Origin of the sequence: Catellatospora sp. NPDC049609, assembly GCF_040675365.1 — a bacterium.
In the GTDB taxonomy this organism is placed as follows: Bacteria; Actinomycetota; Actinomycetes; order Mycobacteriales; family Micromonosporaceae; genus Catellatospora.
In genome coordinates this window covers 58,978-71,919 of record NZ_JBFAOU010000023.1, presented here as the reverse complement: position 1 = coordinate 71,919, position 12,942 = coordinate 58,978, and the positions used below count along the sequence as shown (strand labels likewise).

Below are 12,942 nucleotides of genomic sequence, written 5' to 3'. Positions count from 1 at the left end.
CGTCGTCGGCCAGGGCCGAGTAGTCGCGGTGGGTCTTCGTGTAGTCCGAGCGCTTGTCGTAGATCATCGTCATCTCGACGAGCAGCAGCGGCGGGTCCGGCCTGGCCGGCACGGCGACCACCGCGGCGGGCGGCACCACGACCGCTGCGTCGACCGCGACCGGAGGCGCCACGGCCAGCACGTCGACCGCCACCGGGGGCGCCACGGCGAGCACGTCGACCTCCGGTTCGGGCACCACCTCGACCGGCGGGTCCACCTCCGGCACCACCTCGACCTCCGGGTCCGGCACGACCGCCTCGAACACGGGCTCCGGCACGACGAGCTCGAACTCGGGTTCCGGCAGCTCGGCGTCCTCCGGCACGAACCCGGCCACGGGGACCCGCCCGACCGGCGGCGTGCCGACCTCGGTGCCGTCTCCCCAGGTCGGCCTGACCGCGCAGACCGGCGCGTCCGTCGCGAATGGGCCGTCGGTGCAGGCCAGCACGAACGTGCAGACTCCGGCTACGAATACGGGCAGCTCCGTGCACTCCGGCTCGAGCGTGCAGTCCGGCCCCAATGTGCAGTCGAGCCCGAACGTGCAGGCCACGACGAGCCAGTCCGTGCATACCCCGACCACCCAGTCGGGCAACCCGGCCGGTCCCGCGACGCATACCAACCCGGTGACGCAGGCGAGCCAGACCGCGCAGACGGCAGCCAGCCCGCTCACGTCGGCGAACCCTGCGACTTCGACGAACCCGACGACGGCGACGAATCCTGCGACGGCGACGAACCCGACGACGAACCCCGCCACGGCGAACCCGACCACGGCGAACCCGACCACGGCGAACCCCGCGACGGCGACGAACCCCGCAACGGGGACGAACCCCGCAACCGTGGCTAACCCGGCGACGGCGACGAATCCCGCGACGGCGACGTCTGCGAACCCGGCCACGTCGGCCAACCCGGCCACGCAGGCCAATCCCGCCACTCAGTCCAACCCCGCGACGCATACCACCCAGCAGAGCCCGGCCACGGCGCAGCCGAACCAGGCCACCCAGCCGGCCACCCCGCAGAGCCCGGCCGACCAGCAGGGCATCCGGCCGGTGGACGCCGCAGCCGCCACCGTCGGTGTGGTGCCCGTGACCAACCCGAACCGGACCGGTGCGGACACCGCGCCCCAGCCCGGCGCGGACGGGCGGCGCGACGGCGAGCGCACCCGGGCCGAGGCGCGGCGCTGGAGCGACGCGTACCACGGCGGGTTGCGGGCGCAGCGGCGTGCGGTGCTGGCGTCCATGGGGCGGCCCGGCGCGCTGGCCGCGGCCGCCTGGGACGCGCTCAACCGGCACGACGGCGCCGACTTCACCCGGGGCGGCGTCACCACCGACAACGTGTCCGCGCTGACCGGCACCGACCAGCCGCCGTCGGTGGACGCGACGCGCCGCTACGACCAGCCGGGCGGATACCGCCCGGTGCTCACCCAGCACCAGCTCGACCTGGAGAACGCGGTGCCGCGCGGCGAGGACGGCCGCCCGCTGCGGTTCCCGCCGCTGCGTTCGGGCTGGCTGCGCTATGCCAACGACGGCGGCCCGAACGCCGACCCGACGCGTGCCGTCAACTGCGTGGACGTGCTGCTCTCGGTGGCCGACACCTGGCTGCACGGGCGGCCGCGCTGCGCCGCGGCGCGTACCTTCGACGGGTTCGCCTCCGGGAATCCGGACCAGCCCTCGGGCCCGGAGCCGCGCGGGCCGCATCGCATCGAGGACTTCTTCAACGGCCGCCTGCAGCAGCTGTGCCCGGACACTCGCGGCCTGGACCCGCAGGGTGCCCGGCAGTCCGTGGACGCGGCGTACGCGCGCCTGGCCGACCAGCTCCGCCAGGCCGGTCCCGGCGCGATGGCGGTGGTCATCCACCACTCCAGCGACGGCACCGCGCACACCTGGCCGGTCTTCAACGACAACGGCGTCATCATGTACGCCGACCCGCAGTCCCCGCCCGGCACGCCCACCACCACGCCCCCGTTCACCGACGGCATCATCCAGATGGACGCCATGGTGATCGGGCCCGACGGCGAGCAGTCGCTGATTGACGGCGCGCCGACCGGGGCGTGGTCGCAGTACCAGGGCCAGCCCGACCCGGCGATGGCGCCGGCCGGGGTGCACGCGACCCAGCTCGACGCGGACATGCAGCGGCCGCTCACCGACGAGGAGCTCGCCGACCTGGGCGTGGTCCTGGGCGAGGCCACCCTGGCCGATCTCGGCTACCCGGACCCGTCGGTGCTCGACGACGCGGACCGGATCCGGCTGGAGGCGATGCTGCCGCAGACGGCGCTGGTGTCGCCGCAGGACGTCCGGTTCACCCAGCGTTCGGTCAGCCCGCACAGCGGCGACCTGACCTTGGACCAGTTGGCCGAGCGGATGGGCGACGGCTGGCGCGGCGGTCCGGTGCACGCCATCGCCTGGGGCGACGGCTCGCTGTCCAGCATGGACAACCGCCGCATGCGTGCTGCCCGGCAGGCCGACCTGCCCGCCGTGCCGGTGTGCGTGCACCGCCCGGACGAACCGCTGACCAGCCTGCCCGAGGGCGAGGACCCGGATCGCACCAAGTACCGCCGGCCGCTCGCGGTCGAGATCCGCATGGTCGACGGCCGCCTGGTCGTCGGCGGCGACCGCGGCACCGTGGTGCATCCGGCGGGCACGGTGCCGACCACGTTCGGCGAGGCGGCCCTGTTCCGCGCCGCCGAGCAGCGCAGCCTGCTGCCGGGCCGCCTGTACGGGGCCGAGACCACCCCGGTGACCATCGGCAAGCCGCCGGAGCCGAACGAGGACGGCCAGCTGACGGCCGAGGAGCACCGGGTCCTCACCAGGGTGCACACCACGGCGCAGCGCAACGCGGACCTCATCCTTGGGCACCTCGACGGCATCGTGTCCGCCATCAATGCCGACCCCGACCTGGTGCCGGACGGAACGCTGCAGATGGAGGGCGTCGACCACCGGGTCAAGGACTTCGACTCGCTGGCGCGCAAGTTCCTCGTCGAAGGTGACGGCATCTCGGCGCAGCGCTTCGCCACCGACGTCAACGACGCGGTGCGGTTCATGGTCCGGCTGCCCGACGGCGCCGAGTACCGCGCGGCGTTCGACGCGGTGCGCAGCCGGCTGGAGGCCCAGAATTACCAGCTGACCGACATCAAGAACTTCTTCCAGCCGGGCAACCGGTTCCTGGGCATGAACGTGACCTTCCGCAGCCCGCAGGGGCAGCTGTTCGAGATCCAGTTCCCCACCGAGGCGTCACAGCGCGCCTGGCAGGTCACCCACGACGCGTACGAGGTGCTGCGCCAGGACGGCCAGCCCGACGAGAACGGCGTCCGGCAGAACGCGGAGCTGCCCGCGCGGCGTGTGCACGCGTTCCTGTCCATGCTGGCGGTCAACCAGGAGCTCGGCCTGGGCGAGGTGCCGCCGAACCTCGACACGATCCCCGGCCCGCCGCCGGCGAACGCCCCGGTGGGCGCCAAGGACACCAGCCTGGCCAAGTGGATCACGAAAAACGCCGCCGTCTGGCAGCAGTACCGGACGTGGTTGGATGGCCAGCAGGCGTCGCTGGACGGGTTCGCCGACGTGCTGGCGGAGTTCGGCCTCGACCCGAGGGACATGCCGGTAACGCCGGACGTGGCGGCAGAACTGGAGCGCATCGATGGTGACCTACTACGCCTTCTACTCGGCGGACCTGACGAAGCCTCCGGCGGGGATCTTCGTGACCCACGGGGGCTCGGACGCGATGATGTGGAGCCATCGCCAGCAGGCCTGGGTGTACGACCCGGGGAAGGTGGCCTACCTGATGGACCACCACGAGTACGTGGACCGCTCGGTGGAGATCACGAGGGAGCAGGCCGAGGAGCTGACCCTGCGGATAACGGAGGGCAGGGAACCGCTCCCGGACGAGGAGACGATTCTCTGGATCTTCCAGTGGAAGGGCGCCCCGCCGCAGGACGACGACTAGACCCGCCCGCGCAGCGCGACGGCGATGCCGACCCGGCGGCCCCGGCCGATCCCGCGCGGCCCGCGGACCCCTCCGGCACGTCCGCCCCCGAGGCCGACCCCGGCCAGGAGGAAGCCGATGTTGTTCTACAAGGCCATCTACCGGCGGGACATCGAGGACTTCCCGAATCAGGAACCGGTGGGCCTGATCATCGCGGGCCCGGGGTACCTGGAGTATCTGATCTGGGACCATCGGGCCCAGAGCTGGCGGTACGACCCGGAGACAGCGGGGTACATCCTGGGCAGGGAGGACTACGACTTCCGGCGCAGGCCGATCGACCGTCCGGAGGCCGAGCAGGTAGCGATGCTGATCACGAAGGGGACGGACCCGCTGCCGAGCGAGGAGGAGATCCTCGCGGTGTTCACGGAGTCCCACCGGCGCAGAGCAGCGGGGACGCTGGACTAGATACCCCGGCCGGACCGCCGCCGGCACCGGGCGGCCGGTTGCTCCAGCCGCGCCCGGAGGCGGGGCTGACGGCGACCGAGTACGCCATGCTGGACCAGGTGTTCGAGCGGTCGCTGACCGTCTCGGACGCCGTACTGGACGACCTGCAGCGGGTGACCGCCGACGTCGAGCGGGCGCTCGGCGTGCCAGAGGGCTCCCTGCCGCTGCGCGACCCGGAGCACCGGGCCAAGACCCGCGAGTCGCTGCAGCGCAAGTACCTCCTGGAAGGCAGGACGGCCGGGCCTGAGGCGTTCGCCTCGACGGTCAACGACGCGGTGCGTTTCTCGGTCCAGCTGCCCGACGGGGCGGACTACCGGCCCGTGCTGGACGCCGTGGTCACGGGGCTGCTGGCCGAGGGTTACGAGCTGGAGGAGACGCCGAAGAACTTCTGGCGGGGCGGCAACCGGTTCTACGGCACCAACGCGACCTTCCGCACGCCGGGCGGCGACCTGTTCGAGGTGCAGTTCCCGACGGAGCTGTCCTACGAGGTCTGGCACGCCACCCACGGCGACTACGCGATCATGCGGGACAACCGGGCCGACCCCGAGGCCCGGGTCCGGGCACTGCTGCGGATGATCGAGGTCAACCGGGCCAGTGGCCTGGCCGACGCGATTCCGCCGGGCATGGACGGCGACGCCAAGGACGCGAGCCTCGCAAAGTGGATCAGCTCGAACGAGTTCGCCTGGGCCCGCCTCGTGCAGGCGCTGGCGGCGGACGGCCGCAGCCCCGACGACCTGCTCGCCGAGTATGATCTCAGCCCCGATGACCTCCCGGTCACCCCGGAGGTCGCCGCCCGCCTGGAGGCGCAGAATGCTGTACTACCAACTGCTCTTTCTGAAGGACATCGACGATCACCCGGAGCAGGAGCCGACGGGTTTGATCATCATCGGTCTGGGGGAGCAGGAATACGTGATCTGGGATCATCGGGCCCAGAGCTGGCGGTACGACCCCGAGGCGGCGAACTACATTCTCAGCAGCCCGAACTGGGAGTACCGGCGCAGGCCGGCGACCCGGGCGGAGGCCGAGCAGGCCGCGATGACGCTCACGAAGGGGACCGACCCACTGCCGAGCGAGCAGGAGATCCTGGAAGCGTTCGGGGAGTCCCACCGGCGCAGAGCAGCGGGGACGCTGGACTAGACGTCTCCGGCGCGCCCGCCGACCCGGCGGGGCCGCCGGACCCGATGGGCGTGTTCTTCGAGCCCGAGCCCACCGTCGACGGGCTCACGGCCGAAGAGTTCGCCATGCTCGACGAGGTCTACGAGACCTCGCGGCAGCGGTCCGCCGAGATCATGGCGGACATCCAGGACGCGATGTCCGAGGTCAACGGCTCGCCCGAGCTCGGTGACGCCGACGACCTGCACCTGCTGCCCGACACCGACGACACCCGGTACAAGAGCCGCGGCTCGCTGCAGCGCAAGTACCTGCTCGAAGGCCAGGCGCATGGACCGCAGCACTTCGCCGACACGATCAACGACGCGGTGCGCTTCTCCGTGGTCATGCCCGACGGGGCGGCGTACGGACCCGCGTTCGACGCGTTCGTCGACCAGATGCGCGAGCGCGGCTACGAGCTGGACGGGCCGCCGAAGGACTTCTGGCGGCCGGGCAACCGGTTCTACGGCACCAACGCGACCTTCGTCGCCGACGACAGCACCCTGTTCGAGGTGCAGTTCCCGACGCAGCTGTCGTTCGAGCTGTGGCAGCGGACGCACCACGACTACGAGGTGCTGCGCGACGACAGCCAGCCCGCCGAGCAGCGCGTCCGGGCCCTGCTGTCCATGATCGAGGCGAACCGCCTCGCCGGTATCATGGACGCGATCCCGGACGGCCTGGGCGGGGACGGGGCCAAGGACAACGGCCTGGCCAAGTTCCTGTCCGAGCAGCCGGAGGTCATGGCCGAGCTGCGCGCGCAGCTGGCGCAGGAGGGGCGTACGCCCGCGGACCTGATCGCCGAGTTCGACCTCACCCCGGACGACTTCGCGGTCACCCCCAAGGTGGCCCCCAACCTGAGGGAAGAGGATGCTGAGCTACTTCGCGCTCTACGTGAAGGACATCGAGTACCACCCGGACCAGGAACCGACGGGCCTGATAGTGAAGGGCCCCGGCAGCCGGGAGTCGCTGATGTACGACCACCGGGCGGGGGGCTGGCGGTACCGCCCGGACGCGGTGTCGCAGATCATGAACAGTCAGAGCTGGGACGACCGGCGCCGTCGGATCGACCGGGCGTCGGCCGAGACGGTGGCGCTGCGGATCTCGCAGGGGACCGGCCCGCTGCCGAGCGAGGCGGAGATCGAGGCGATCTTCCAGGAGTCGCACCGTCGCCGCGAGCAGGGGACGCTGCCCTAGCCGGCGACACCGACCCGGCCGGGCCCGCCGACCCGCAGGGCACCCTGCCGGACCCGGGCAGCACCCCGGCCCAGCCGGTGCCCCCGTCGGACCCGCACCACCCGCAGTGGCCCTACCGGGCCGGGTTCCAGGGCCGCCGCAACTCGTTCGAGCTGCAACGGCGCCACCAGGAGTCCAACGCGCTCGCGGCGCAGTCCGCCCAGCACCTGTCGGAGATGCACCGGTACCGGGCGTGGGCGCAGCACTACCGCGGCCAGAACCCGGACCTGGCGCAGGCCGCGCTGTGCGACCAGTGGGCCGAGTACCACCGCAACTGGTCGGTGGAGCTGGGCAACCGCTCCAAGGCCGCGTACAACGGCTGGTACACCGCCAACCGGACCACGGAGATCACCAACCCCGCGGACTGGGCCGCGGTCAACACCGACCACGGTCAGCTCCAGTTCGACGTGCCCGCCCCCGACGGCCGGCCGTACGGGCACCGGGGTGGGCTGCGCCCGCCGCTGCGCCAGCACCAGGACGACCTGGTCGCCGCGATGCCGCGCAACCCGGACGGCACGCTGCAGGCGACGCCCGACCCGCGGATCGGCCGGTGGTTCGGGCTGGCCAACGACGGCGGGCCGTCGTTCGACCCGACGCGTGGCATCAACTGCGTGGACTGCATGATGTCCGCCTGGCGCACCTGGCGGGGCCGGCCGCAGGTGGCCGCGCCGCGCACGCTCGACGCGTACGCCGGGACCGACGTCAACGCCGCCGCCAACGGTGAGACCGGCGGCATGGACCGCATCGCGGCGCAGGTCGGCGGGCAGTGGCAGACGGTCTTCCCGAACATGGCCAACCAGCCCGCCGCCACCGCCCAGCAGTGGTCGGACTGGGGCTTCGCGACCATCACGCAGCAGTTGCAGCAGGCCGGGCACGGGTCGGCGATGATGATCGTCACCGAGTGGCAGGGCGGCAACTCGCACGCGTGGCTCGCGGTCAACCAGGGCGGCACGATCCTGTTCCTCGACCCGCAGACCGGCGCGATCAGCGAGAACGTCACGCTGTACGGCCACGACGGCAACCCGGCCAACGGGTCGAACGTGGTCGGGCTGCACGCGCTGATGCTCGACGCCAACGGCCAGGCGCAGGACATCGCCCCGCTCGCGCAGACCCCGTGGGGCCAGGCCGCCCAGCAGGCGAAGCTCGCCCAGCAGCACGCGCTGGCTCAGCAGCAGGCTCAGCAGCAGGCACTGGCTCAGCAGCAGGCTCAGCTCGTGCAGCATCATGCTCAGCCCGTCCCCAACGCGCAGCAAGCTACACCGCCCCACGCCCACCAGCCTGATGCGCCCGACGTGCAGTCGCCGCAAAGCGACGCTGGTCCGGCACCGGAGCCGACGCTGCCCGAACCGGGCAGTGCCCGGCGCGAGATCCCGTGCGGCTTCGCCGACTTCCAGGAGTTCCAGCGGTTCGGGGCAGAGATGAACCGGCTGCTCCGCGAGCTCTACCCCGACGTGGAGTCAGCGTTCCAGGGCAGCGCGGTGACCGGTCGCAGCTACGATACCGGGGCTGCTTTCGACGACGGCCGGGTCAGCGACTACGACGTTGCGCTGTCGGGTCAGTCGCTGATCGAGGCCGCCCAAGCCGCAGGCATCGAGTTCCGTTCATCCGGCGCCAACACGCCGCCGTTGACGACCGCCGATCTTGAGGCGTTGGGCCTGGACGAGATCGCCGAGGCGCTGTCGGAGGCGGCCGGCGGCCGTGACGTCAACTTCATGATCGTGGCTGACATGGCCGAGGCCAAGCACAAGAAGCCGAGCATCGGAGTGTGGTTCTAGTGGGTGTTTACGACTACTACGGCCTTCGCCAGCCCGATGTGTCGGCACGGCTCGGACAGCTGGCGGAGTTGCTCATGGTGACGTGGCAGGAGCGGGGTAGCGACTACTTCGGCACCTACTTCAAGGCGCGGGCGGTGCCATTCGGCGGGGGGACTTTCAAGGTGCAGCCCAACGATCTCGTCGACGAGAACGGCCCGTATCTACTCAAACCGGAATATCCGGAGCATCGGTACCTGCTGCTGGTCGAGAAGTGCCCCGAGGCCGACCGGGTGCGGGAGGTGCTCTCGGCGGCACCGGAGTGGGAGTTCCTCCACCGCACCGTAGTCGGATCGCCGGCATGACGGGTGGATCTGGAACTACCCGACGCACGTACCTGGCGCACCGGGCAGACGATCAGCGCTCCGGCTTGAAGCCGTTATCGAGGAGATCGCCGGCCACGGAGGCTCGCCGATGGAGCGGAAGTTGGCCGGGCACGCGTTGCATTTCGACGCGCTGCCGGCCACCGGCCTCGACCTTCCGGAGCCCTATGAACCACTGATCGCCCTCTGGGAGCGCGGGGGACGGTTCCGGCGCGAGAACGGTCTGGTGTATTTCGGCGTTCTGGGGATGAGGGCCGGCCCGCTGCGCGAGCGGCTGTAGTCGACGCCTCTGGCCGGGATCGACCCGGCCGAGATGGATGCCGCGGACGCCGAGTGGGCCATGGGCTTCGGGCGTCCGGCTGGAGGCTTCAAACGTGCTGCCAGCTCGGCGGGGAATCCGGCGTGACCGGATCGGCACTGCCCGTCCGGGCGCGCAGACATGGTAGGCCGCGAGATCCTCGAGGCGCGGCCAGGTGATTTGGAGACGATGAGGGCTCGGTGATGACGGCGGGTATGAGCACCCAGCAGTTGGTGACGCGGCTGGCCGAGGTGCGGTTCGAGGAGAGCATCCGGCACAACGGCTCGCGGCTCGCGTTGATGCGCGAGTATCTGCGGCGGTCCGCGATGTGGGCGCAGGCGTTGGGCTGCCTCACCAGCTGGCCCTTCTACGACATCGCGGTCGCGGCCGACCCGTCGGCCCGCCTCGCCGGCGACCATGTCGAGACCGTGCTCAGTGGGTTGGCAGGCCGGGGTCTGCGCCCCATCGACAAGCGGGTCATCCCGTACATGCTGAACTTCACGACCCTCCGCGTTTGGCCGCAGGGCCTGCCCGACCCCTTCGAGCCACTGCTAATGGTCTACGAGCGCGGGGGGTCGTTCGGCAGGAAGGCCGGGTCTGTCGTCATCGGTCATTTCGACGGCGTTCCCGAGCGTCATCCGGAGATGCATGCCGGCCGGGCGCCTGAGCCTGATCTGAGCCCCGCCGCGCTGGATGCGCTCGACCGGGTGGGGGAGGAGCGCCGGGAGGAGGCCGCTCGCCGTGTCGCCGCCGCAGGCGAGCACGGTGCCCGGCCGCCACAATGACACTCCTGATTGGACACATTTTCCAGACCCGGCGCGGTAATGGCAGTGTGTTAGCGGATTCGCGTGCCACGCGGTCCGGGTCGTGCACACGAAAGGACTGGCGATGACCGTCACTGCCATGGACGCGCAACGGGTGGCCGAGCAGCTGGCCCGGGAGGCGGGCGGCTCGCACCGCCCCTACGTCGCCGAGTTCCCCGAGTGCTTCATCGTCTGGACGCTGCCGGACTCGGCCGGTCCACCTGAGCCGGGCGCGGGCGCGCGCCTGGTCATCGACCGCGAGGACGCCCGGGTCAGCACGTACCCGTCGGTGCCGCTGGAGCACGTACGCCGCATGTACCTGGCGCACCGGGCGGAGGAGCAGCCCGCCCCCGTCACCGCCGACCCGCTCGCGGCGCTGCGCCGGCTCGGCGGCGGCGCGGCGCCGGGCGTGGCGGTGCGGCTGGTGCCCGCCGACGGCGTGCCGCGCGAGTCGACCGGGGCCAAGGGCGACCAGACCCTCAACCACCACCCGCTGGTGGCCCAGTGGCTGGCCGCGCAGCCCTCCAACACGCTGGTACGCGGCTCGCGCCGGCACGCCGAGCTGGTCGTGCTCTCGGACTGGCTGCACGACCACGACCACGCGGCGGCGCAGCGCGGCGAGCCCCCGATCGACCTCGACGGCGTGCGCGCCGCCGCCCAGGGCATCCAGGAGCTGCGGGTGACGCTGGTCCGCGACCCGGGCGACCCGCTGGGCGGCACGGCGGCCGGTCCGTGCGACACCTGCCTGGCCGCGTGGATCCACTTCGGGCTCGCCCCGGGGACGGTGGCGCCCGAGCCGGTCGAGCCGGTGGCCCCGGAGACGGGCATCCCGGCCGCGCTGGCGCACCTGTCCCCGGACATCGCCGCGACGCTGGCCGCGGGCGGCTGGGACGTGCCGCTGCGCATCGGCGGGCGGCAGGTCAGCTCGCAGGAGTGGGCCGAGCTGGCGATGCACGCACTGGTCGAGTACGGTCACCCGCCGCTGGACACGGCCCGCGCGGCCGTGGAGAAGTTCCCTTACCTGGTCTCGGTGCGCCGCGGGCAGGGGGTGGCGCACCGGGTGCGGCCGTTCGAGTTCGGCGGCGACCTGGTCGGTGCGACCGCGGCCTCGCTGGCGGAGTTCTCGGCGGTGATCGGCTGCCCGCTCGCGCCGATCGGCGCCGAGCAGGCCGGCGACGGCATCATCGCCGTGGACGAGCTGGGCCGGGTGTGGGTGCTGGACCAGGCCGGCGAGTGGTACGCCGGACCCGAGCTGGACACGGCCTTCGTGGTGCTGCTGCAGGGCCACCCGATGCCGCGCGTGCGCGACGACGGCACCCTCGAACTCCCGAGCTGACCCGCTGGATCAGCCGATCTGCCAGGCGCCTGGGCGTTCTCGGAGCACTCCGACGCCCGGGTGCCCGGCAGATCGAGCTGGAATCCGCGGGGCGCTGGTCACCAGGTGCCGTCGGCGCGCAGGCGCGGGGTGGGGCCGCCGGTGAGCAGGGTCTGCACGGCGTGGGCCAGATCGGGGCCGAGGAACCAGATGCCGGCGTGGTCGATCGCGAAGACGCGCCGGTGCTCGTCTACCGCGATGATCGAGTGGTATCCGGCGGGCTCGCCGCCGATCGGGTAGAGCCGCGCCCCGACCCGCGTGGCGGCCTCGCCGAGCGTGTCAGCGGTGTGCTCGCGCACCCAGACGTCGACGGTGAACGACTCGGCCCGCTGCGCCACGCCCCGACGGCTCTGCAGCACGGGGTAGAAGGGCGCGTACGGCGCGAGCAGGTCCACCAGGAACGGCAGCACCGGCAGCCGGTGGCGCAGGCCGGGTGCGGCGACGGTCGCGGTGACCGCCTCGGCGGTGATGGCGCGGGTGGCGTCGGCGTCGGCGGGCGGGTTCGGCGGCTGGTCCGGCGTCTCCAGGTCGCGGGGCAGCTCGCCGCGCATGCCGAGGCTGACCAGGATGGTGCCGCAGGTGTGGCAGGAGGCGGCCGGGGCGGCGCCGGCCGGGGCGGTGCCCTCGCGCAGCAGCCGCAGCCGCAGGGTGGCACCGGACAGCAGCTGGGCCACCTGGTCGGGGCGGGCCGCGCCGTCGGCGAGCGTGTGCAGCGCCCGGGACAGGGCGAGCAGCTCCGGGTGCCGGTGCGCGCCGCGGTTGCGGTTGCCGGGCGCGATCGAGGCCAGCGCATGGCGTACGGCCGGATGGTGGTCGGGCTCGGCGTCGGCGGTGTGCCCGAGCGCCTCGAAGACCTGGCCGCCCACCTCCAGCACCGCCACCACCTGGGGCAGCGTTGTGGCGGCGCCGCCGAGGCGAGTGAGCTCCGCCGCGAGCGCCTCCGCGCGCCGGGCCAGCTCGGCGGGGTCCACCGGCGGCGGGCCGAACGGGGAGACGGGGGCGATCGGGGGCGGCGCGGGCAGCGGCGGGCCGTCGACCGCCGGGGGCACCGGCATGGGGGGCAGCGGCGGCATCGGCGGCGGGCCGCCGAACTGCGTCGCCACCCCGCCGGTCGCGGCACGGCCCTCGCCGGAGGCGTACCGGCTCATCGCCACCTGCGGCGGCAGGCCCGGCACCACGGTCAGCTCGCCGGTATCCCGATCGATGATCACGGTCTCGCCGCTGCCGGGCTCGGGGATCGGCCCGCCCGCGGGGCGGGGCGCCCAGACCACCCAGCCCGCCTCGAACTCGGTGAGCCGCGGCTCGCACGGATACCCCCGGCGCAGCGTCTCGGTGACGGCCCAGTGCCGGACGATCTCCTGCAGCCGTTCCTGTGAAATCATTGCGGCTCCCGCGTTCAGCGATCGGTCTGGACAACCTATCGCAGCACGGCACGAAGGGTCGCATCACGCCCAGCCGGGCCCCGCGGGGGCGACGGCCACGCTGAGGGGAATAC

The 12,942-nt window shown here is 72.5% G+C and carries 7 protein-coding genes; 5 read left to right on the top strand and 2 right to left on the bottom strand.

Annotated elements, in window-relative coordinates; all coding sequences use genetic code 11:
• A partial coding sequence (locus AB0J67_RS09835; protein WP_363478849.1) for a hypothetical protein occupies nt 1-931 on the bottom strand: 931 nt, incomplete at its 3' end.
• On the opposite strand from AB0J67_RS09835, the gene AB0J67_RS09830 reads away from it, so the two are divergent.
• From AB0J67_RS09830 to AB0J67_RS09810, 5 genes are all read left to right on the top strand, one after another.
• Nucleotides 873-8,612, top strand: a complete 7,740-nt coding sequence (locus AB0J67_RS09830; protein ID WP_363478846.1) for a toxin glutamine deamidase domain-containing protein — start codon at nt 873-875, stop codon at nt 8,610-8,612. The genes AB0J67_RS09835 and AB0J67_RS09830 overlap by 59 nt on opposite strands.
• Nucleotides 8,612-8,953, top strand: a complete 342-nt coding sequence (locus AB0J67_RS09825; protein ID WP_363478843.1) for a hypothetical protein — start codon at nt 8,612-8,614, stop codon at nt 8,951-8,953. Before AB0J67_RS09830 ends, AB0J67_RS09825 begins: the two co-directional genes overlap by 1 nt.
• Nucleotides 8,954-9,062: 109 nt before the next feature.
• Nucleotides 9,063-9,251, top strand: coding sequence for a hypothetical protein (locus AB0J67_RS09820; RefSeq protein ID WP_363478840.1), 189 nt, complete (start codon nt 9,063-9,065; stop codon nt 9,249-9,251).
• Between the two features lie 233 nt (nt 9,252-9,484).
• Nucleotides 9,485-10,054: a hypothetical protein gene (locus tag AB0J67_RS09815; protein WP_363478837.1), complete on the top strand. Its 570-nt coding sequence runs from the start codon at nt 9,485-9,487 to the stop codon at nt 10,052-10,054.
• Nucleotides 10,055-10,157: 103 nt separating this feature from the next.
• Nucleotides 10,158-11,408, top strand: a complete 1,251-nt coding sequence (locus AB0J67_RS09810; RefSeq protein ID WP_363478834.1) for an SUKH-3 domain-containing protein — start codon at nt 10,158-10,160, stop codon at nt 11,406-11,408.
• 98 nt (nt 11,409-11,506) lie between these two features.
• On the opposite strand, the gene AB0J67_RS09805 is transcribed toward AB0J67_RS09810, so the two are convergent.
• A complete protein-coding gene (locus AB0J67_RS09805) occupies nt 11,507-12,829 on the bottom strand; it encodes an SUKH-3 domain-containing protein (protein WP_363478831.1) in 1,323 nt (440 codons plus the stop codon).
• Nucleotides 12,830-12,942 lie beyond the last annotated feature (113 nt).